At 66.7% G+C, this 23,411-nt stretch carries 13 protein-coding genes; 4 read left to right on the top strand and 9 right to left on the bottom strand.

Annotation, left to right across the window (positions count from 1 at the left end; genetic code table 11):
* Nucleotides 1-13 precede the first annotated feature (13 nt).
* Nucleotides 14-970 (bottom strand): adenosylcobinamide-phosphate synthase CbiB, encoded by a 957-nt coding sequence (cbiB, locus tag OXG79_07145; protein MCY3783545.1) that lies wholly within the window; start codon nt 968-970, stop codon nt 14-16.
* Between the two features lie 484 nt (nt 971-1,454).
* On the opposite strand from cbiB, the gene OXG79_07150 reads away from it, so the two are divergent.
* From OXG79_07150 to OXG79_07160, 3 genes are all read left to right on the top strand, one after another.
* Nucleotides 1,455-7,415 carry a hypothetical protein gene (locus tag OXG79_07150; protein ID MCY3783546.1) on the top strand — a complete coding sequence of 1,987 codons (5,961 nt, stop codon included), beginning with the start codon at nt 1,455-1,457 and terminating at the stop codon, nt 7,413-7,415.
* Nucleotides 7,416-7,447: 32 nt separating this feature from the next.
* Nucleotides 7,448-8,362, top strand: coding sequence for a class I SAM-dependent methyltransferase (locus OXG79_07155; protein ID MCY3783547.1), 915 nt, complete (start codon nt 7,448-7,450; stop codon nt 8,360-8,362).
* Nucleotides 8,363-8,654: 292 nt separating this feature from the next.
* A complete protein-coding gene (locus tag OXG79_07160; GenBank protein MCY3783548.1) occupies nt 8,655-9,677 on the top strand; it encodes a GNAT family N-acetyltransferase in 1,023 nt (340 codons plus the stop codon).
* Nucleotides 9,678-10,024: 347 nt separating this feature from the next.
* Here the strand turns inward: OXG79_07160 and OXG79_07165 are convergent, their stop codons facing one another.
* The 8 genes from OXG79_07165 to OXG79_07200 form a co-directional block, all read right to left on the bottom strand.
* A complete protein-coding gene (locus tag OXG79_07165) occupies nt 10,025-10,618 on the bottom strand; it encodes a GNAT family N-acetyltransferase (GenBank protein MCY3783549.1) in 594 nt (197 codons plus the stop codon).
* Nucleotides 10,619-10,991: 373 nt separating this feature from the next.
* A complete protein-coding gene (locus OXG79_07170; GenBank protein ID MCY3783550.1) occupies nt 10,992-11,810 on the bottom strand; it encodes an ABC transporter permease in 819 nt (272 codons plus the stop codon).
* 8 nt (nt 11,811-11,818) lie between these two features.
* Nucleotides 11,819-12,670, bottom strand: a complete 852-nt coding sequence (locus tag OXG79_07175) for an ABC transporter permease (protein ID MCY3783551.1) — start codon at nt 12,668-12,670, stop codon at nt 11,819-11,821.
* Nucleotides 12,657-13,697, bottom strand: coding sequence for an ABC transporter ATP-binding protein (locus OXG79_07180; protein MCY3783552.1), 1,041 nt, complete (start codon nt 13,695-13,697; stop codon nt 12,657-12,659). Before OXG79_07180 ends, OXG79_07175 begins: the two co-directional genes overlap by 14 nt.
* 379 nt (nt 13,698-14,076) lie before the next feature.
* A complete protein-coding gene (locus tag OXG79_07185; protein ID MCY3783553.1) occupies nt 14,077-14,817 on the bottom strand; it encodes an HAD-IA family hydrolase in 741 nt (246 codons plus the stop codon).
* Nucleotides 14,818-14,852: 35 nt separating this feature from the next.
* Complete coding sequence (locus tag OXG79_07190; protein ID MCY3783554.1) at nt 14,853-15,554, bottom strand: HAD family hydrolase; 702 nt, start codon at nt 15,552-15,554, stop codon at nt 14,853-14,855.
* 31 nt (nt 15,555-15,585) lie between these two features.
* Nucleotides 15,586-17,211, bottom strand: coding sequence for an MDR family MFS transporter (locus tag OXG79_07195; GenBank protein ID MCY3783555.1), 1,626 nt, complete (start codon nt 17,209-17,211; stop codon nt 15,586-15,588).
* Nucleotides 17,208-17,441 (bottom strand): antitoxin, encoded by a 234-nt coding sequence (locus tag OXG79_07200; GenBank protein MCY3783556.1) that lies wholly within the window; start codon nt 17,439-17,441, stop codon nt 17,208-17,210. The genes OXG79_07195 and OXG79_07200 overlap by 4 nt, the downstream gene beginning before the upstream one ends.
* 201 nt (nt 17,442-17,642) lie before the next feature.
* Here OXG79_07200 and OXG79_07205 point away from each other — a divergent pair, with 201 nt between their 5' ends.
* Entirely contained in the window at nt 17,643-23,381 is a 5,739-nt protein-coding gene (locus tag OXG79_07205; protein MCY3783557.1) for a PQQ-binding-like beta-propeller repeat protein, read from the top strand.
* Nucleotides 23,382-23,411: the final 30 nt, after the last annotated feature.

The raw sequence follows: 23,411 nt of genomic DNA on the forward strand, positions 1-23,411 counted from the left end.
TGGCGTGGTCCGGTCAACCGGTAATCGCGTGGCGCGCGGCCAGCACGCCCAGCGAAACGACGACGGCAAGCGCCGCCGTCCGATTGACGATCGTCACGGCGCGGCCGATGTCGGTAGCCTCCGGGTCGCGGAACCCCTCGCCCAGTCGGTAGTGCCCCGGCTTCTCCAAGCAGACTCCCAGCAGCCCCGCCATCGCGCTCATGGTCAATCCCGCATTTGGGCTGGCCGTCGTGCCGCCATCGCGCCGCATTGTGCGCCAGGCGCGGCCCACCGGATGCCGCGCCAGCCGGCCACTCGCCAGCAGCAGCAACGCGCTCAATCGGGCGGGAATCAGATTCGTCAGGTCGTCCAGCCGAGCGGCTGCCTTGCCCAGGTACTCGGTCGTCCCGCGGTAGCCCACCATGCTGTCCATGGTGTTCAGCGCCCGATAGGCGATGGCGCCCGGCACGCCGAAGACCGCAAACGCCAGCCAGGGCCCCACGAAGCTGTCGGAGGTGTTTTCGGCCACGGACTCGATCGCCGCGGCGGCCACCAGCGGCGGGGCAAGCGCGGCGGCGTTGCGGCTGACCAGGCTGCGCAGGCTCTCCCGCGCGGCATCCAGCCGACCCTCGGCCAGCGCCCGCCTGGTCCGATGCACCGCCGCCGTCAACCCAGTCACCGCGAACGCCGTGCGCAGCACCACGGCCCCGGCGATCAGGTACGCAATCGGATGTATGGCGGCCAGCGCAGCCAAACCGAACCACGCGGCGGCGCCCGCACCGCCCACGACTGCGGCCACCATCATGCAGCCGAAGGCAAAGGCGGCGACCGGCTGCTGCGGAGCGACTCGTCGCAGCGCCCCCGTGACCTTCCCGATCCAGACGACTGGGTGCAACGCGTTGGGCGGTTCCGGCAGCAGCAGGTCCAACAACACGGCAGCCAGAAGGACCGCCGCGTCCCAGATCAAGTTGTCCAGCCACGGTGAGAGCATGGTGCTACCTCACTCTACGTTGGCGCGCCAAGCACGAATAACGCTCCTGATGTCGGTTGTCTGGCACCACGGTGAAACGCGGTGCTACTGCCCGTGGAAACCTGCGCGTGATCTTTCGTCATTCCCGCGGAGCCTGTCCCCACGCAGGCGGGGAACGGGAATCTACCCTTCATTGAACCTGGGGCGAATGGGAAGCGCCGGGTCATCCTCAAGCTTGGCTGGATTCTGCGAAGGTCTCCGTTGGCAGCACACACCCGGCTCTTCGATCGGCACCGCCCTCCCTGCTCACCGCGCCGGCGATTGACGACTCCCAAAGAAACCGGTGAATTTCCGAAAACCGAGGGAACGATTCGGTCCCCGGCGGCGTAATCTCTTGCGGGGGAATCCCGTGATCATGGGCCAAAAAGGCATGCAGGCGCGCAATCTAGCTCGTGGACGCCGCCGATTGCCTGGGATCGCTGCGCTATTCGCGGTTGCCCTTGTCGTGGCTGTTGCCGCCGCGGCCGCGCCCACCTTCCGCTCGCCCGCGGCGGCACTTGATTGCGAGGGCGTTGGCCTCGACGACGGCTGCCTCTTCACCATCACCGGCGGCGACACCATCGATCCCAATGACGGCTTCGCTGTGACCAACGGTGGCGGCGTGCCGCTGTGGGACTTCGTCCGCGACCGCGACCTCCAGGCTCTCGGCTATCCCATCAGCCAGCGCTGGGTCAGCGGCCCGTTCACGCTGCAGGCCTTTCAAAAGGCCATCCTCCAGTGGGACCCCGGCAAGTCCCGCATGAACTACTACAACACCCTCGATGTGCTGGCGAACCGGTACCCCGAGGTCGAGCTACCCAACGTCCCGTCGCACCAGGTGCTCGAGGCCGATCGAGGGGCCAACTTCGCCACCATCACCCGCAATCACCTGGCACTGCTGGACCAGAACGCGGCCATCAAGGAGCGGTTCCTCGGCGAGCCCGACTGGCTGAATCTCTACGGCTTGCCGATTCGCTATGAGGAGCGGGAGGTCAACGGCAATCCCCAAGGCCTTCAGCTGCTGCGCGCCCAGCGCACCGTCTTCGTGATCTGGAACGTACCCGCGCCCGGGACCACGGTCGGCCGCGTCAACCTGCAGAACGTGCCGGACAAGGTGAAGCGGCTGAGCAACGTGATCATTCCGGACGCCGCCAAGGCGCCCGTCGCGCGGCACGAGGTCGCGGGATTGCCGGTGTTCACGCTCACGCCGCCCTCGGCTGCCCAGTCCCAACAGACGACGGCCGGCGCGCGGTTCATCGCCATCAGCAGCGGCGACTATCACAGCTGCGCGCTGCGGGCCGACGGAGAGCCCGTGTGCTGGGGCGTTCAGGACGGCGCCCAGCGGCCCGGCTTTGGGCAGGTTGGCTTCGGCCAGTCCAATCCGCCTGAGGGGGAGCGGTTTGCGGCCATTGACTCCGGCGGACAGCACACCTGCGCCTTGCGCCAGGACGGGACCGCGGTCTGCTGGGGACGCGACAACTGGGGCCAGGCCTCGCCGCCTGACGGCGAACGCTTCGTGTCCATCAGCAGCGGCTCCTACCACACCTGCGGCCTCCGGGCGGACGGCAGGGCCGTGTGCTGGGGAAGCGATCAATCCGGTGAGTCCACACCTCCGGAAGGCGAGCGTTTCACCGTCGTCAGCAGCGGCTCCGGTCACACTTGCGGGCTGCGCGCGGACGGAATCCCCGTGTGCTGGGGGCCCGAGCCGTACTGGGACGGCCACACGGGATGGGAAGCGCCCCCCGAGGTGCCGCTGCTCGTGGTGGACAGCGCCTATGGCTACACCTGCGGCATTGAGCTCGACGGCTCGCCGATCTGCTGGGGCGCGCGATCGGACGTGGTCTACAGCGGCCAATATCCGCGCGGCTACCAGCGCCTCACCGCCATCAGCGGGCGTGAAATGGCTGGGCAGGGCGGTTGCGGTCTTTGGACCAACGGCACGGCCGTTTGCTGGGGCTGGGTCGATCCACCGCCGGAGCGGCAGAAGTTCAGCGCCATCAGCAGTGGTCGGGAGCACACCTGCGGCATTCGCCGCGATGACGGGGCGTTGGTGTGCTGGGGCAGCGACGAATATGGCGAGTCGTCGCCGCCCGGGGGCGAGCACTTCCAGGGACCCGAGGAATTCCCACCCAAGCCGACCGGTCCCGACGTTCCCCTGAAGTCGATCAGCAGCGGTGGTGTGCATGTCTGCGGCCTCGATGCCAGCGGCACAGCCTGGTGCTGGGGCGACGATGGGTATGGGCGGTCATCGCCCCCGGTCGGCCAGAAATTCGCATCCGTCAGCAGCGGCTGGGCCCACACCTGCGGTGTGCGGCTGGACGGCGCCATTGCCTGCTGGGGCGAGGATGACTTCGGCCAGGCGGCGCCGCCCGCCGGCGGGGGATTCGTCGCCGTCAGCAGCGGCTCGAACCATACTTGCGCCCTGCGGTCCGATGGCGCCGCCGTCTGTTGGGGCAGCGACCGTGTCGATCAAACCTCGGTGCCCGAAGGCGAGCGATTTACCGCCATCAGCAGCGGCTGGTCCCACACCTGCGGCCTCCGGGCTGACGGCACGGCGGTGTGCTGGGGCAGCGACCTGTTTGGTCGCGGGTCTCCGCCGGCGGGCGAGACATTCACCGCCATCAGCGGCAGCTGGGTGCACACCTGCGGGCTGCGGCCCGACGGTACGGCGGTTTGCTGGGGCGACAACGACGAGGGCCAGGCCTCGCCGCCTGCCGGCGAGCGGTTGGTCAGCATCAGCGCCAACGCCTCCCACACCTGCGGCCTGCGAGCCGACGGCACGCCCGTTTGCTGGGGAGCGATTCAATATTTCTTCGGTTACGCCCAGGACGCCGGCCAGGCGTCCCCGCCACCCGGGGAGCGGTTCGTCGCCATCAGCAGCGGCTTTCGATTTACCTGCGGACTCCGCGCGGACGGGTCACACCGGTGCTGGCGCTTCGGGCCCGGCACGGAAATCCCCGAAGGCCTGAGCACCCGCGGTTTCGAGGCGGTCAGCGGTCAGGTGCTCACCTCGATCAGCAACGGCCATCGCTTCACCTGCGCGCTTGATCCAAGCGGCGCCCCCGTCTGTTGGGGCATGGACGATTACGGCCAAGCGTCGCCGCCGGCCAATGAGCGATTCGTGGCTCTCAGCAGCGGGGAGCGGCATGTCTGCGCCCTGCGGTCGAACGGCACGCCGGTTTGCTGGGGCGATCCGTCGAGCGGCCGGACGGCGCCGCCGTCCGGCGAGAGCTTCACAACTCTTAGCAGCGGCTTTGCGCACACGTGCGCCCTGCGGGCGGACGGCACGCCGGTCTGCTGGGGCTGGAACGGGCAGGGCCAGGCGTCGCCGCCGGACGGCGAGCAGCTTGTCGCCATCAGCAGCGGACACGTGCACACGTGCGGCGTGCGCGGGGACGGCGCGGCGGTCTGCTGGGGCGAAAACGAGGACGGCCAGGCCTCACCCCCCGAAGGAGCGCAATTCGTATCGATCAGCAGCGGCGCCAACCACACCTGCGCCCTGAACGCCGATGGCAGCCCGTTCTGCTGGGGTGATGAGGACGACGCCGTAGCGCGCGCGCCGACCGTCGACCAGTACGACTCGATCGCCAGCGCCGCGCGCTACGCCTGCGGCCTGCGGCCGGACGGCACGCTGAATTGCTGGGGCGAGGGCGCGTTGGGAGCTCCACCGGGCGTCACGCTCTCGGCCGTCAGCTTGGGGTATGTGCACAACTGCGGCCTGCGCCAGGACGGACGACCCGTCTGCTGGGGCGATGGCTACGAAACCCCGGTGGCCTCGGCGGGGCGCTCCACCTACGAGATCATCAGCGAGCAGCGGGTTCGCGCGGTCAGCGGCGGCTACGGACACACCTGCGCCCTGCGCGAGGATGGCCGCCCGGTGTGCTGGACGCTCACCAACGGCTATCCCAACCTCAGCGGCGAGCTCTCGGTGCCCTATGGCGAGCAGTTCACCACCCTCAGTAGCGGCGGCGGACACACCTGCGCCTTGCGGGACGACGGCACCGTCGTGTGCTGGGGCTCTGACCATGCCGGAGAGTCCACGCCGCCGGCGGGCGACCGCTTCACCGCGGTGAGCAGCGGATTCGGGTTCACCTGTGGCCTGCGCCAGGACGGCGTCGCCGTCTGCTGGGGGAGCGATGAGGATGGCCAGTCGTCGCCTCCCGAAGGCGAGCGATACATCGCCATCAGTAGCGGGATGGGCCTCTACAAGGCGCACACCTGTGCCCTGCGCGAGGACGGGTCCGCCGTCTGCTGGGGCGCCAACGACGAAGGGCAGGCTTCGCCGCCGGCCGACGAACGCTTCATGGACATCGCCAGCGGCGCCGTACACACCTGTGGTCTGCGCTTGGACGGCACCGCCGTCTGTTGGGGTTTCGACTGGGACCGCCAGGCCTCGCCGCCGGCGGGACTCACCTTCACCGCCATCACCGCCGGTCGCGCTCACACCTGCGCCATCCGCGCCGACGACAAGACCGCCGTTTGCTGGGGATCGAGCCACGACTTCCTCTACGACTATCAGGGTCAGGCCAGGCCGCCCTATGGAGAGACCTTTTCCGCCATCAGCGCCGGCCAGGACCAGACCTGCGGCGTGCGGGCGACGGACTCGACCCTGATCTGCTGGGGCGAGGGACCGGGCCACCGATCCGGCTATCCCAAGGAGAAACCCTTCGACGACGTTAGCGGCGAATCGTTGGCGTCGATCAGCGCCGGCAACGGCCACATCTGCGGCCTGCGTAACGATGGAACGGCCGTTTGCTGGGGTGACAACGAGATTGGTGAGGCCAACCCGCCGCCGGAGACATTTAGCGCCATCAGCGCCGGGGGCGACCACACGTGCGCCCTGCGGGCCTCCGATGGCGAGGCTATCTGCTGGGGCAGCAACCGTACACCCGAAGGCAAGTTCGCCGGCTATCGCAATCAGGCGCTGCCGCCTCGCGGCGAATCATTCGTCGCCATTGCCAGCGGTTCATTGCACACCTGCGCCCTCAAGGCCGACGGCCAGGTCGTCTGCTGGGGCGGTTGGTTCGACGATGACGACGCGGAGCCGCCGGCCGGTGAGCGATTCACGACCATTGCCAGCGGCGGCGAAAGCACCTGTGCGCTGCGTCAGGACGGCTCGGCGATGTGCTGGAGTGTGGGCTACCGGCTTTGGGAATCGACGCCGGCGCACGAGCGCTTCGTGGCGCTGGGAATGGGCCAGTCGCACGCGTGCGGCATCCGCGGCGACGGCTCGACGGTGTGCTGGGGCGGCTCCCGACGAGGCCAATCGATCGCGCCGGACCATGAGCGGCTGGTCGCGGTGACCGGCGGCCACTCCCACACCTGCGGACTGCGGCCCGACGGCACGGCCGTGTGCTGGGGCATCAACTACGAACCGTCGTACGGCGCCTGGTACGGCCAGGCGCATCCGCCGCGCGGCGAGCAGTTCACGGCAATCAGCGCCGCCGCCCATTTCACCTGCGCGTTGCGCCAGGACGGCTCACCCCACTGCTGGGGCGAGGGCTACGACACTCCCGAACCGGAGCGCACGACCTATGCGGACATCGCCAACGAGACCTTCGTGGCCGTCGACGCCGGCTGGGACTACACCTGCGGCCTGCGTCCGGACGGAACCACGGTTTGCTGGGGCAATCAGCTGCCGGACCCGGAGCAATCGGGGCGCTGGGGCGACTATGCGCGCGAATGGCCGCCGGAAGGCGAGCGATTCACTGCCATCAGCACCGGCACGTCGTTCACCTGCGGTCTGCGAGCGGACGGCGCCGCGATTTGCTGGGGCGAAAATACGAACGGCGCGGCCTTCCCCCCGCGGGATGAGACGTTCGTCGCCATCACCTGTGGCAACTCCGACTCGTGCGGCCTGCGGAGCGACGGGACCGTCGTGTGCTCGGGCTTCGTCAACAGCGTTCGCGGTGGACACTATTTGCCGGCAGAGCTTCAGGGCGAGCGGTTTAATGCAATCAGCTACGGCGACTTCCATGTCTGCGCGCTTCGCGCGGACGGATCGCCGGTCTGTTGGGGGAGCAACCGGAACGGTGAGGCGGCGCCACCCGAGGGCGAGCGGTTCGCGGCAATCAGCGGCGGCTCCAGCCACACCTGCGCCCTGCGAGCCGATGGCTCGCCGGTCTGTTGGGGGAAGGACGACTACGGCCAGGCGGCGCCGCCCGAGGGCGAACGCTTCACCGCGATCAGCAGCGGCGCGAGCCACACCTGCGCCCTGCGGGCAGACGGCGCCGCCGTCTGCTGGGGCGCGGCGCTGGGCGACACCTACGTTCTGTCCGGACGCACCTACGAAGTCGGCTTTGGCCAGGCGGCGCCGCCAGCTGATGAGCGATTCGCTTCCATCAGCAGTGGCGCGAGCCACACCTGCGGCCTGCGATTCGACGGAAAGGTCGTCTGCTGGGGCCAGGGGTACACGGACGCCGGCTAGATATTTCCGGCGTCCCGCTCGGATCTCGCGCGATGCCCTTTACCATCGAAAAGGGCTCGCCCGACCGAGTGGTCGTGCCTGAAGAGGCTTCGGCAGAATCCGCACCCATGCTCGACGAACATCGAAACACCAACCGCGCCAACTGGGACTCGCGCGTTCCCGCGCACCTGGCTTCGGAGTTCTACGGCGTCGAGGACTTCGTCGCGGGCGCTCGGACGCTCACCCAGGCGGTGGACTTCGATCGCGCCCACCTCGGCGAGGTCCGGGGGCAATCCCTGCTCCACCTGCAGTGCCACATCGGCCTCGACACGCTGTCGTGGGCGCGGCTTGGCGCCACGGTCACCGGCATCGACTTCTCCGAGCGCTCGATCGAGGCGGCGCGCGATATTGGCCGCCGCAGCGGCGTCCCGGGTCGATTCGTCCTGGCCGACGTCCACGAGGCGCCCCAGGTCCTCCCCGAGACGTTCGACATCGTCTATGCCAGCGAGGGCGTGCTTTGCTGGCTGCCCTCGGTGACGGCCTGGGCGCGCGTCGTCCGACGGTTCACGCGTCCCGGCGGGACCTTCTACATCCGCGATGGGCATCCCCTCGCGCACGCGCTCGACGACGAGCGCTCCGACGGGCGGCTGGTGATCACGCAGCCGTACTTCGAGGGTGACGCCATCCGCTACGACGAGCCCGGCACCTACACCGGGGACGATGCCGAGATTAGGGACACCACGACCTACGAGTGGAACCACAGCCTGGGTGAGATCGTCAGCGCGATTGCCGCTCAGGGCTTCCGCATCGAGTCGCTGAAGGAATATCCGTTCGCCGGCTACCAGGCGCTGCCCGAAATGGTCCAGGGCGACGACGGCTGGTGGCGGCTGCTGGACCGACCCGAACGGCTGCCGTCGCTCTTCGGACTGAAGGCCACGCTGCCGCCCGACGCCGAGCCGGCGCAGTGACGGGAGGTGAGGCGGGCGCGTGGCGCGCGTCGAATTGCCATCCCAGGCGCAGTGATCTGTCATTCCGAGCGCAGCGAGGAATCTAAGGGGTCAAAAGGAGGCGCCGTGTCGTTAGGATTCCTCATGCCGCTCGGACGGTCGGCTTGGTCCACAGGAATCCCGTTGGAGACCCGTGCATGACCCCTCCAACGGAGCTTGGAAAGCAGGTCCGGTTCCCTCTCCCTGGAAGGGTTAGGGTGAGGGTGCTTTAGAGGCTTGGGCGTGGGAGACCGACTTATTTGAAAGATCGCCATTGACTGAACCCGCCGACCTTCTCGATCTGCACCTCGCCGCCCTGTTCACCCAGGACGAGCAGGGAAACCTCGTCGCCACCAACGACCCCGAACCCGACCAGGTCGCGGCTCCCCGCCTCTACCTCGGTCGAAGCACCGAACGCTGCGTGCTCCGCTTCCGACGCGGCATGGACGAATCAACCCGAGCCGTCCTGCGCAACCTGGCGGCCCCGGACTTGACCTCAAACGATCCCAACCGCGAACCGGTCAATCGCGCGGCAATCGAAGCGCTGCTCGCCGCCGAGCAACCGATCCAGAACATCTACTTCGGCCCGGCATTCAGGTTCCCAGATGTCGAATCAGCTGCGAATACCCTCCGTCATTCCGGTTCAGCCCCCTCCACCTGGAAGGGAGAGGGCTGGGGAGGGGGTCAGGGCGATGGTGATCCGACTTCTGGCGGGCGGAGGGTGGGCCCGGTCCCCTCTCCCTTGGTGGGAGCGGGTAAGGGTAATCCGGGCGCCGGGAGTGGATTGCCGACCACCTACGCAAAGGCCCCCGGAAGCCGCAGGTCGGGCGATATCCCCTCTCCCTTGACGGGAGAGGGCCAGGGTGAGGGTGATCCGGGCAAGGGCAGTGAGCCTCCGGCCAACCACGCAAGAGTCCTCGAAGGCGGAAGTCTTGGGCCGCCCGACCTCATCGAGATCACCCCCTGCACCACCAACCGGCTCAGCCCCGAATTCGCCTGGCTGGCCGACGAGCTGACGGTCCGCGACCCCGTCATGGCCGTGGTCGTCGACGGCATGGCGGTATCGGTCTGCTTCAGCGCCCGCTCGACCTCCGCCGCGTCCGAGGCCGGCGTCGAGACCCTCCCCGGGCACCGCGGCCGCCGCTACGCCGGAGCCGTCACGGCAGCCTGGGCGGACGCGGTGCGACGCCAGGGCCGCATCCCCCTCTACAGCACCTCGTGGCCCAACAAAGCCTCACGCCGCGTCGCCGCCCGCCTGGGCCTCATCCAATACGCCACCGACTTCCACATCACGTAGGCGCTGCAGTCTTCCCTTCCCCCTTCGAGGAGACCCTGGCGTAACCCTCCGTCATTCCCGCGGAGGCGGGAATCCACCCTTCGTTGAACCTGGGCGCGGGCGGGATGCGGACGGTCATCTCCAAGCCCGGCTGAATTCCGCAAGGTCAACGTCGAGGGGCAAGGTGAGGATGGAGGTCAATTCGTCAGGTGCGTCACCCCGCCGTCACTCCGGCGTCCGACGCCCTCCCCCGTGGGGAGTGGGAACCGGACCCGGCGGTGGGCCGCCGTGCTCGACGCGGGCGGGCACAAGGCCCGTCCCTACATGGCCATGTCGCCGCACGCCCTGCCGCTGTGCGGGGTGTGCTGTCACTCGCCGCCCACGGACTTCTCCATGCGATGCACGGCAGTTGATCCCGCCACCAGCCGGACCAGGAAGCCGTCCCAGGTTTTGGTGGTGGTGTAGCCGAGCCGCTGGTAGAGGCGGATGGCGCCTTCGTTTTCGGTGATTACGCCCAGCGACATGGTGTGCTTGCCAATGGTGCGGGCCTTTGCCTCGGCGGCTTGCATCAGGGCGGTGCCGACGCCCAGGCCGCGGAACGACGGATCGACGGCCAGGGCCTCCACGATGAACTCGTCGGGGCCAACGCCCTCGGACAGTAAGAGCAGGTTGCCCAGCATGCGGAACGCCCGCACGGGCGTGAAGCGAAAGAACAAGGCAGTCAGGCTCAGGTGAAAGAACTCCCGGCTGCCCGACCTAAGGGTCAGGATGCCGGCGAAGTGTCCATCCACCGAGGCCGAGAAGCAGCTGGTCGTGTCGACCGAGTCGTGAAAGAGCCGGATCAGGTCGTCCGCGTCGCGGAAGCCCAGGCGAAACTTCTTGGCGAAGGCGTCGAAGGCCACCCGCAGGGCGTCGTCGACGAATTCCGTTTCGATGCCCTCGACGATCGCGACATTTCCCACGGCTGTTGTGTTTGCGCTCGACGGTTCTCGCAGCGTCCGTAGCGTAGGGCACCGGGCTGGGAGGTGATCCGGCCGGTGCACGTTGGGCTTCGCTCGTGCTGGTGGCCCACGCTGCGCGCAGCGTGGGCCACCGGGAAGGCGGTGGGCTGTGGGGCGGAGGTTGCGAACTCTAGATTCCTCGCTGCGCTCGGAATGACAGACTTGGATGGTGGGTCGGGCCGCGCCGGCGGTCCGCCGAGCCGGAATCGGGCGGGCACAAGGCCCGTCCCTACACCGCCCCACCGCCGCGGGAATGACGGGCCAGTCCGGATCCCCTCACCCCAACCCTCTCCCACAGTGGAGAGAGGGGGCCGGATCGGCGGGCGTGGCTGGCCTATGTATACAGCCCCACCAGCCCGTGGCGGGTGGCGTAGCGGTCGAGGCGGTTGAAGATGGCGACGCCGCCGATGCCGGCGACGACGGCGGTGAGGCACAGGATCAAGATCTCGGCCCAGAGGGGGATCAGTGTGGGCGTTCCGAGCAGCGTGTGGCGCATGGCATCCAGGGCGTAGGTGTGGGGCAGGCCGTAGCTCAGCCAGCGAATCTCGGCCGGCAGGACGGCGATCGGAAAGGCCGCGCCCGCGAGCAGGAAGGCGATGCTGTCGAATAGTCGCGGGACCTGCCACTGCCGGACCACCAGTGCCACGCTGCCCCAGGCCAGCCCCATGCCAGCGAATCCGACCAGGCTGAGCAGAATCACGGGAATGCTAAGGAGGCTCGCTGCCGGAAACCCGCCTGCGACCAGCAACACGGCGACCAGGACGGCGACCGCCAATACAAGCATGGTCGCCAGCTCAAACAGCGTCACGCCGGCAATCGGCACCCATCGCGCGACTCGAGTGGTACAGAGGTGCGGCAACACGCCAGTCTCATTCCCCCAGCGCAGATAGCTCTGGGTCCCCGTGGCTGCACTTTGGGCGACATGCAGCGCGAGCCACCCGACGGCGACGAACGCGACGACGTGCTCCCCGCCGCCGCTGGCCGCGAATCCCTCGCTGCCGAACGCCAGCTGCGCCAACAGCAGGGGGATGAGGAGCGTCGCCACGTTGACCAAGAGGGACAGCAAACGGACCTTGGCGCGTCCGATCTCCTGCCATCGGCATAGGAACGATGCCCACACCGCCAGCAGCGCGGGTCGAAATTCGTCCGTCATGGGGCGCCTCAAAACGCCTCCAGCAAGCCGCGGCGGCGTGTGGCGCGGTCGAATCGCGCGAACAGCCACCATCCGACGGCGGCCAGGACGAGGGTCATGCCCAACAACACGGCCGCCGTCAGATACGCCTCCGGGGCGTCGCCGAAGACCAGCGCGGCCCGGAGTCCGCGGGCAATCCAGGTGAGCGGCAGCGCGTGTCCCACCGCCTGCGCCCACTCCGGGAGGACGGTGGTCGGGTACGCGATGCCGGCGAAGACTCCCGACGCAACGGTGAACGTGCCGAACAGGATTCCGGCTTCCCGATACCGCATGACGAATCCGGCCATCAACACGCCAACCGCGATGCTGGCCGTGACGGCAGTGACCAGTACCAACACCAGCGCCGGCGGGACGAGGCTCAATTCGAAGCGAAACAGCAGCCACACGGCCGCGAACATCACGACGGCAAAAGCGATCTGCGCCAGCGCTCGGCCCGCGGCATCCGCGGCCAGGATGAGCGTTCGAGGAGTGAGCGAGGTCCAGGCGATCCCGAGCGTGCCCATGTGTCGCTCGCTGGAGAGCCCGATCGCGACCGATTGCATGGTCGTCGCGATCCAGACCATGACGACGGTGCCAATGGTGGCGAACGCGAGGTAGTTGTCGGTGCCCGCCGCGGCCGCGAAGGTCGCGGCCTGCGCCTCGTCCGGTCCGGCCAGCGCGCGAGCGTTGAGCACTACGGGCAGTGCCGTTGTCAACGCGGCGACCACGCCAATTTGCCAGAACCATCCCTCGCGCCGCTGGATTCGCGAGGCCTTGCCGGCAACCGCTACGAACGCCGCGAGGTGCGCTAGGGCTCGGCGCCAGAGCTCAGACGCGCTCAAACGGATCCTCCAGGCGGGCGCCCGTGAGCTTGATGAAGGCGTCCTCGAGCGTGGCGTCGCGCAGACGGGCGTCCTCGATGGTCACGCCGTCCCGGCGCAGCCGTTCATCGAGATCGTGGGCCGTGCGCCATCCGTCCGCCGCCCGCACCGCCGCCTCGATGGACCCATCGTCCGCCGCGTCGCCCCACCACAGCGCCTGGTCGCCTAGGGCCGTCCGGGCGGCCTGGAGGTCGCCGCTGAGGCGCAGCTCGAGTCGCGGCTCCAGACCAGCTTCGCGGATCAGCTCCCGCGGGGCGCCCTCGGCCACCAGCGCGCCGCGGTGAATGATGCCGACGCGGTCACAAATCTCTTCGGCCTCGTGCATGCTGTGCGTGGTGAGCAAAACGGCTTTGCCCTCGCCGCTCAGCTCGCGAATCAGCCGGCGCGTCCCGCGCGCGGCGGACGGGTCCAGCGCCGCGGTGGGCTCGTCCAGCATGAGCACCGGCGGGTCGTGGAGCAGCGTGCGGGCCAGGTTGAGGCGCTGCTTCATGCCCGTGCTGTAAGTCTCAACCAGCTGATCGGCGCGATCCGCCAGCCCCAGGTGGTCCAGCAGGCGCTTGGTGCGCTCGCGGATGGCCGACCCGGTCATGTACTCCATGCGACCGAATAGCTCGAGGTTCTCGCGTCCGGTCAGCCGCCAGTAGAGCCCGCGCTCGCCGGCGAACATGACGCCGATGCTGCCGCGCACGTCTGAACCGTGACGCACAGTGTCGTAGCCGCAGACGAGCGCGGCGCCGGCGGTGGGCTCCAGCAGGGTGGAGAGCATCTTGACGGTCGTCGTCTTGCCCGCGCCGTTCGGGCCCAGCAGGCCATAGCACTCGCCCGCCGGAATCCGCAGGTTCAGGTCGCATACCGCTACGATCGGTTCGCCGGAAACGTTGGGCGCTCGCCGCCGCACGATCTCCCACGGACGGCTGCGGGGGACGCGCGGCTCGAAGTGCTTGGTGAGTCCCTGCGTTTCGATCAGGTGCGTGGGTTCGCGCTCCATGCTGCTTATAGCCAACCGCGTCTGTGGCTCGGCGTCAATCGAAGTCAGAGGCGCCCGAGCCTAGGATGAAGTGCAACGTCTGGCTGCGCCATCTGTCACCCCGAGCGAAGCGAGGAGTCTCAGATCCACGACTCCGGCCGCGAGGCCGGGCACTCTAGATTCCGCACGTTCGTTCGGAATGACCAGTCAAGTGCGGTGGCGTATGCCCCGCAGCATGGGTGATTCATCCAAGGCCGATCCCACGCTGCACGCAGCGCGGGCCACTGGGCGGACCCTCCTCACCCCCACCCTCTCCCACGGTGGGGAGAGGGAGCCGGACGTGCCCGCGAAGGGCTACCGGTCAACTCCCAGTAGGGATGCCCCTACACGACGGTGGTGGTCAATTGGCCGCGGCGGATCCTGAGGCGGTGATTAGACCGGGAAGCTCGCCCAGCGCGTCGATCGACTCTCCCCGCCACGACTCTTGTTCCGAAAGCTCCGGAGCGGGCCTGCCCGGCGTCGTGATGAGAAGGACTCGCATGCCGACACGCTGTGCACCCGTGAGCTCACCTTGCGCGCCGTCACCCACGTACATGCAGTCCGTTGGATCAACTCTCAGGCGCTCGCACGCGCGCAAGTAGATGGCCGGATCGGGCTTGGTCAGCCCCTCCGCGCAGGAAAATAGCGGCACGTCGATCGCGTCGGCGTAGGGCATTGCGGGCCATAGGAGCGGGACCTCTGGAATGCAGTTGCTGACGAGGGCTGTCCGGAGGCCCAGCGCGCGCAGCCGAGCCAGCGTGGTCAGCGCGTCTGGTCGCGGTTGCAAGACGCGCCGCGTGCAATCGACGCGAATTCGTGACGCCTCGTCAATGGCCGCGGCACTGGCTCGCACTCCGATTGCTTCACAGACGCCTCGCACGCACGCCTGGACGGTCGGAAATGTGCCGTCATATCGCTCCTGCCAAAGGTCGGACCATGATTGCGAGAAGGCGTGGGGTTCCGCGCCGACGGCACGGGCCATCTCGATGCTCGCCGCCCTAAACGCTGCGTCGTCGACCGGCGGCGTCAGCGTATTGAAGAGATCGAAGACCACCGCCCGCACCGATGCACCGCCGTTCCACCCTCGGCGACGGTCGGCCATGTCGTCCTCCCGTCCTTCGAGGACGCTGCGCGGCGTCAATCGGCAGCGGCGATTCCCGCTCGAATGATGAGCTCGGGAAGCTCGCCGAGCGCGTCGATCGCTTCGCCCGGCCACGAGGTTCGCTCCGAATCATAGGCAGCGGAAGTCGCGGGCGTCCGGATAAGAATCGCGCGCATGCCGACGCGCTCGGCGCCGCTGAGTTCGCCATTGCCGCCATCGCCCACGTAGACGCAGGCCCCCGGGGCCACCGCGAGTCGCTCACATGCCCGCAGGTAGAGAGCGGGATCGGGCTTGATCAGCCCCTCCGCACAGGAGAACAGGGGCTCCTCGATCCACTGGGCGAACGGCGTCGCCGACCAGAGGGCCGGGACTGGGGGCGAGCAGTCACTGATCAGCGCGGTGCGGAGGTCCAATGAGCGCAGCCGAACCAGCGTGGCGACCGCGTCGGCCCGCGGCCGAAGGGTGCGCCGCGCGAACTCGGCGCGGATTTGCGATGCCCGGCGTATTCCCTCGGTATCAATGTGTAAGCCAATCACGGTGCATACGCTCCGAACATCGGCTTCGGCCGTTGGATATGCGCGGCTGAATCGCTCCCGCCACGTGTCGGACCAGGCTTGTGCGAAAGCATCGGGCTCCGCGCCGACGGCGCAGGCCATCTCCGTCAGCGAGGCGCGGAACATCGACCGATCGACCGGCAGGGTGAGGGTGTTGAACAGATCGAAGACCACCGCCGCCACCGGCGTGTCGCCGCTTGATCCGCGGCGCTGGTCAGTCGTGTCGCGCTCCCGGCCGCTGCGTGCGCAACGGGATCTCCTTGAGAAACATCGTCACCACGAAGGCAATGGCCAGCGCCGCGGTCACCAGCAGGAACACGTCGCCAATGGCCGTTGTCAGCGTCTCGCGCAGCGTGGCGAGAAGTTGATCCAGCATTTTGGCGCCCTGCGGCCCACGGCCCGCGAACCCGGCCTGCAGCTGATCCAGCGCCTCCGGATTCACCAGCGCTTGCGGGTTGTTGGACATCTCCGCGAGTTGGCCCTCGGGCAGCGCCTGCCGGATCGGCGGTGGCAGCGCGTCGTAGAGTCCGGTGGCGAACCGGTTGGCCATGTATGAGCCGAGCACCGCCAGGCCCAAGGCGCCGCCCACGGAGCGATAGAACTGGGTCGCCGAAGTCGCGGCGCCGAGCAGATTGGGCGGAACCGCGTTCTGCACCGCAATGGTGAAGCTCGGAAATGTGATTCCGAGACCGATGCCCGTGATGACGACGCCGGCGACCGCCTGGCCGAACGACGTTTCGGCGGTCATTCGCGACATCAACGCCACCCCGACCCCCATGACGACGATGCCGATCAGGCCTTGGATGCGGTAGTGCCCGCCCAGGCGCGACAGGGTCTGCCCGGCCAGCCCCGCCGCCACCACCATGCCCAGCATCATTGGCGTGAGGAACGAGCCGCTGCTGGTCGCTGACGCTCCGAGCACGCCTTGGAAGAACAGCGGAATGAAGATGATGGACCCGAACATGCCGAATCCGGTGAGGAAGACGGCGACGAGCGACACGCTCACCGTGCGGTTGGAGTAGATGCTCAGCGGCATGATGGGGTCGCTGGCCCGCCGTTCCACCGCCACGAAGACCAGGATCATGACGGCGGCGAAGGCGAGGATGCCAATGATCTGGGGCGAGAGCCACTCGTACTGAATGCCGCCCAGCGACAAGCCGATGAGCAGCGGCACCACGATCAGCGCGAGCAGCGCCATGCCCGCGTAGTCCAGGCGGTGAATCCGTCCCACGGGCCTGATGTTGGGGAAGAAGCGAATAAACAGGGCGACCACCGGCAGGCCCACGGGCAGGTTGACGTAGAAGACCCAGTTCCAGGACAGGCTGTCGGTGATGAATCCGCCGAGGGTGGGGCCAATCACCGATGAGAGGCCGTACACCCCGGCCACCACGCCTTGGTATTTGCCGCGCTCCGCGGGGGAGAACAGATCGCCGATGGTGGTCAAGGACATGGCCATGATGCCGCCGCCGCCGATGCCCTGAATCGCGCGGAAGGCGATGAGCTGGTCCATGGACTGGCTCAGGCCGGCGAGGATCGATCCAACAAGGAAAACGCAGATGCCGCCGAGGAAGAAGGCCTTGCGCCCGTAGAGGTCCGACAGCCGCCCGGCGATGGGCACCACCGTGGTGGACGCGACCAGATAGGCCGTGGTGACCCAGGTGAACCGGTCGAACCCGCCCAGGTCGGCGACGATGCGCGGCATGGCCGTGCTCACGATCGTCTGGTCCAGCGAGGCCAGGAACATGGCGAGCATGAGCCCGCCCATGGTCAAGACGATGTGCCGGCGTGGGAGCGGTTCGGCGTCCGCCGGGTGGGCGGAGTCCGGGGCGCTGCTCGTCATCGAGGCTCGATTTCCCGAAGCATGTCCTCAACATCGGCGGTCGGGAACTCGTGGCGGGACGCCCTGGCGATGGCGCGCAGCTTGGCATCGACCGTCCATTGACGACTGCCGCTCGCCCGACGCAAGGCCCGGCGGACCCACTCCGCAATGGTCACTCGTTTCCGTCGGGCAATGCCCGGCAGTGCTCGAATCGTGTATTCGTGCAGGATCAGGCGGAGTCGGCGGCGCATGCGCACAGGCTAGGTGACTGAAGTCGCGCAAGTCGATTCGAGTTTTGACCGAAAAACGACCATCGAAACCGGGCAGTCGCTGCCGTTGCCTTCGCCTTCACTCCGTGACTGGTCGATAACCTGCGAGCATGGCACTCCGTCTGCGCTCGCTGCCCTAGAATGCGCGGCCTGCCAGGTGCAGGCTCCGGTGAGTGCGAGCAAATGCGAGCATGGTGGCGGCGGGCGGCTCTCGCGGGCCTCGTGGTCCTTGCCGTGGGCGCCACGTACGGTGCCGTGGAGTCCAAGCCTGCCGTTTCGCCGCCTGCGGCGCGTGCGGTCGTCGAGCCGAGCCCGGCGCCGGTCTCGGCCCCAGAGGCAACCGGCGGCGCGACGCCGCAAGCCACGCCCACGCCCACTGCGACGCCGTCGCCCACTCCGCCCTCCAGCCAAACGGCGCTCTTCCTGGGTCTGCAGCCCGGCGTTGGCACGCGGGACGATGCCTTCGGTCAGTTCCTCCAAACCAGTTGGCGCACCGTCTTCGAAGCGTTAACGACGGCTGAGCAAACGTGCATTCGGGGCGAACTGGGAGTCACGCAGTTGGCGTCGGCCCTCCGCGGAGTATTGCTTCAATTCATCTCCCCGCTGGCGCCCTGGCACGCGGACTTCTTTCGCTGTCTCGAGCCGGAGACAGCCCTGCGCGTGTTCATCTTTTGGTGGGGCGAGGGCTGGCACGACGTCAGCGAAAACAGCCTCAGCTGCGCCCGGGAGTTTCTGGGCCCAACGGATATTGCGGACTTCTTGGCTGGAGAGCTTCCGGACGCCACTTCCGAAAGCGCCGAAGTCTCGCGGCGCGTCTATCGCGGTCTCCTCGCCTGCAACATTCAGCCGCTGCGTGGCTCGTTGGTCAATTCGATCTCGGGAAACAGCGAGGAAGAGGGCTTGTGCTTCCACACCAAGGTTAGTGAGGCGGTGATCGCGTCACTCCTGGGACGGGCGACCGCGGCTGACGCTCCCCCGTGGCAGGAGCAGATGTTGAGCTGTTTGACGGACTCAACGGTCGGCAGCTTGCTATTCGACCTGCTTCCCACCGCGTCCGGCGGGGTCTTCAGAGACGAAGAAGATTGCGTTCGCCGGGAGTTCACCGAGGCCCAGATCGCGAGCGGGATGCCGTCGAGGACGAGTTCGGATCATGCCGCGGCCCGCCAAGCCTTGGTCGATCGGCTGCGGACCTGCATTCCCGATCTGGAGCTCGCGGGCGAAGACGCGCACCCCGTGGAGCGCCGGCTTGGAATGTGGGGCGACTCGGATAGCTCGTGCATCAACATTGAGATCGGAGAAGCGTTTCTAGGGTTGGTGCTCGGCAAGCCCTATCGGCCAAATCCCGAATTGGTGATGAAGGCGCAGGGCTGCCTGCATCCCAGGCTAGGGGCGGCAGCGTTTCTGGCATTGCTATCGCGGGAAATCGACGGGCTGACCGGCGACCACCAATCCTGTGTGCGGTCGCATCTCGCCGATTCGCGATTTGGAATCTTCCTGCTCCCCGACGCGAGCCCCGGGAGCGCCCCCGCATTCCAGGAATTCGTTGCCGGCCATCGCGCCTGCCTGTCGGATGTGATTTCGTCAGACGGTGACGGCATTGGACGAGCGAATCGCAGTCCCGCTCCGCTTTGGCAGTCTTCGACCGGCGGTTCCGTCGTTCCGGCTCCGACCGTCAGCGGCGGCGTGCTCTACGCCGGATCGGATGACGCCCACGTTTACGCTCTCGACACGGGCACCGGCGAGCTGCGGTGGAGCTTTGCCACCGGCGGCGCCGTCAGATCCTCGCCGACGGTAGCCGACGGAGTCGTCTACGCGGGATCCGACGACGCCCACCTTTACGCGCTGGACGCCGGCACCGGCGAGTTGCGGTGGAAGTTCGACACCGGAGATCCGGTGAAATCTCGACCCACCGTCAGCGGTGGAATGGTCTTTCTCAGTGCGCGAGATCAGGGGGTGCACAAGCTGCATGCCGTCAATGCGGCATCGGGCGAGCGAGTCTGGGTCGCAGCGATTCCAATTGCGTTCGATCCCGGAATCGCGCCAACCGTTTCGGGGTCTCGGGTGTTCGTGGCCAGCGTTGACGGCGACCTTTACGCGCTGCATGCGTCGACCGGCGAAGTCGCCTGGACGTTTGACACGCCATCGCCCCCAGCAGCCCAACCGGTTACCGCCGGGGGAAGGGTCTTCCTCATGACGGCCGGCGATGTCTACGCCGTCGATGAGGACGACGGTCGGATGATCTGGAGCGACTATTTCTGGTCGGTCGACTACGAACGTCAACCACTTCCGCCGCTCGTCGTCGAAGACGTCGTCTATGTGTCAAGCGGCCGGCAACTCTTTGGCCGCGATGCCGCCACCGGCCAGACGGTCATGGTGTTGGGGGCGGACGGCTTCATCGACACGCTGCCCGCGCTTCATGAGGGGCTCGTGTTCATCGGTTCCGATGGAGGCCAGCTCTATGCGAGGGATCCGCTGGGGGAGGGCGTCGTCTCCGATCAACTGATCTGGGGGGTCGACATCGGCCCTCGGACGCTACGCCATCCCGTGGTTGCCAATGGCATCCTCTACGCCCAATCCAACGATGGACGGCTCGAGGCCTTCAACGCCGCCAATGGGCAGCTGATCTGGTCACTTGATCTGGGCGAGCGAAGGGGTCGGCGATCCTTCACCGTCGTTGAGAACACGGTATATGTCGGATCTGCCGACGGCAGCGTCTATGCCCTGAAAACCGAGACGCCCGAAGTCGTGGAAGTGACGCCCACGCCGGTTCCCGCGGAGACACCGACACCGCGGGAATCCGTCGTTGTCACGGAAATCCAGTCGGTCCCTATTCAGACCTCTTCGATGACCTCCAACGACGAACGGGCCGAAATCAGCGTCGGCGGTGGCGACTCTGGTCTCACGCTTCGTGCGCGATGGGAATTGCCCGACAACTCGTTGATCTGGGGCCCGAAAGACTCGAATAGTATCTATTTCATTGTCGGCTCACGCGTATATCGAATTGGGACCGACGGTTCGTCGGTCGAGTTCGTGGTGGATGCCGCCACGGAGATGCGCCGGTTGGCCGGTCGGGAGTATCAACACTGGGCCTTTCATGCGGTAGAAATGTCCCGGGATGGCGCGAGCCTCGTCTATTCGACATTCGAGCATCTCGACCGAGCGAGGCGAGGCGATTTGCCCGGCGCGTTCGCCTACGAGATCGGCTCGTTGCAACTCGACGGCTCAGGGCGGCGACAGCTCACGACGAACCAAGACTACGACGACTATCCGGCATGGTCGCCTGACGGCTCGCAGGTGGCGTTTGTCCAGTGGGACTACGACTCGGGATACGGAGTCGCCGTCGTCGATGTGGCTAGCGGTCAGGAGACGGTGGTTGCCTCGGGTCCGCTGCTGCCGCGCGAGGCAATTCGCCGACAGACGCCGGTGTGGTCACCGGACGGCGGGCACATCGCCTTCGTGGGCTACGACCGGACCGAGGTGCGAGGACCGGCGATCTACGCGGTCGGCAGTGACGGATCGAATCTCCGGTTGCTCACGGTGGCCAATAGCCGTCCGGCGTGGACACCGGACGGGAAGCGACTGGCATTCGCCAAACCTGATGGCGACGAGTTGGCGCTCTTCACAATCGCCGCCGACGGCTCGGACCTCCAGCGGGTAACCAAGATCGAGCTGTCCAGCGGCCGAGCATCCTACGGCAACGTCAACGTGGAACGGGATGAACCAGGTTCGTCCGGATACGCGACGAGCGGCGGCGGCATCTCGACGGACTATGAGGCCATGGATCCGAAGGACATTTGGGTGGACACCCTGACTTGGTCGCCCGACGGGTCGATGATCATGTACGGCTGCGGTGCGCTCATATGCGTCGCCAAAGCCGACGGAACGCAGATCGGAACGTCCCCCCTTGGACTGAGAAGGGGCATGACAGGCGCCTGGTCGCCCGATGGGACTCGCATCGCCATCGGACGACTCGAACTCAGGCGGCCGGCGTGGGACGACGGCGTTGCCCTCTACACCATGGCGCCCGACGGGTCCGACCTGGAGCTCCTGGTGCGCCACGACTCGGAAGGCGATCTCCACCGGCTGGGCGTCCGTCCGACAGTTGACCAGGTGTCCACCGCCGGCTGCGCAGACGGTACTGCTGTCGCCAATCCGGCCGACAACCCAGGATTGGTGCGCGACTGCGAGACGTTGCTCAGCATCCGGGACGTGCTTGCCGCGTCCCCACCCTTGGACTGGGCGGACGACCGTCCGATCACGAGCTGGGAGGGTGTGGCGATTGGCGGCACTCCGCCGCGCGTGCGAGGTCTAGACGTAAGGCATCGCGGGCTCTCGGGCGTGTTTCCAATCGAGTTGACGGCGCTCACGCAGCTGAGGGAGCTGGACCTCAGCTGGAACAAGCTGAGCGGAACAATTCCACCGGAAATCGGCGCCCTGACCAGCCTCACGCTTCTCGATCTCTTTGCCAACAATCTCACCGGGGTCATCCCAAAGGAAATCGGCAATCTCAGCAACCTCACCTTCCTCAAGCTGGACTCCATGTATCTCCAGGGAACCATTCCTGTAGAACTTGGCCAACTGACCCAGCTGGGGTTGCTCAACCTCGAAAACAATCATTTGACGGGACCCATTCCCCTGGAGCTCACCCAACTTCCGAATCTTCGGTATCTCTCACTGGGAACCAACCGGTTGACGGGACCAATCCCGCCCGAACTCGGAAACCTGAGAAGCCTCACGGGCCTTAACCTCGAGTGGAATCGGCTGTCGGGTGGAATACCCGCGGAGCTTGGTCAGATCAGCGGCCTTGACAGGCTCCGACTCAGCGGCAACCAGCTGACCGGCGCGATTCCTTCGGAGCTCGGCGCGCTCAGCCTGATGCGTGACCTATTTCTGGCGTACAACCAGTTGTCGGGACCGATTCCCGAGACGTTTGGACAGTTTCGGCATCTTTGGTATCTGCATCTCAATGACAATCAATTGACCGGTCCGATTCCGAGCTCGCTCGGTAATTTGAGTGAGATGTCCGAGTTGTATCTCTACAACAATCAGTTGGAAGGACCGATTCCACCAGAGATCGGTCGGCTCAAGAATCTTCTGTACTTCGTTGCCCACAACAATCGACTGACGGGGCCGATTCCCGCGGAACTCAGCGGGCTCGAGTCACTCTGGACTCTGAGTCTAAGCGACAATCTCATTGACGGACCCATTCCACCGGAGCTTGGACAGATGCCGAGTCTCAGGAGTCTGGCTCTCGGCAATAACCGGCTTTCAGGTTCCATTCCGCCGGAGCTCGCGCAACTCCCGAACGGATACCGTATTAATCTCCAAGACAACCAGCTCACGGGAACAATCCCGGCTGAGCTTGGTCAGATGTCCATGCTTGAATGGCTCTATCTTGGAGGTAATCAGCTCACTGGAGAAATCCCTGCCGAGATCGGAAATCTTTTTGTGCTTTGGGAATTGGACTTGTCTGGGAATCAACTTACTGGATCGATTCCTTTTGAGCTTGGAGAAATGGGGAGATTGAATATGATCGATCTCTCAGACAATCTGCTGACTGGAACGATTCCTATCAGTCTGTTTGGGGTGCTCATGGACCATGTGGATTTGTCAAATAATCAGTTGACTGGTCCGATACCGCCGGAGGTGGGCGAAAATTTCGGACTCAGGCGGCTCGATCTGTCCAACAATGAGCTGACGGGACCAATTCCGGTCAGCCTCGGTGGCGTGTCCTATCTGCAGGCGCTCTTGCTCCACGGAAACAACCTAACGGGCGAGGTCCCCCAGGAATTCGCGGGGCTTTTCCGGCTTGAGGAAATCAATCTGGCCGGGAATCAACTGTCGGGCTGCATCCCGCCGGCGTTGCGGTTCGCGGTGATCCATGAGTTCGAGCGCCTTGGGCTGGCCTACTGCGAGAACTAGCGGCTCGCGGGTCATGCGAGCGCGATGGCT

This window comes from Chloroflexota bacterium, assembly GCA_026706485.1.
Classification (GTDB): Bacteria; Chloroflexota; UBA11872; order UBA11872; family UBA11872; genus JAJECS01.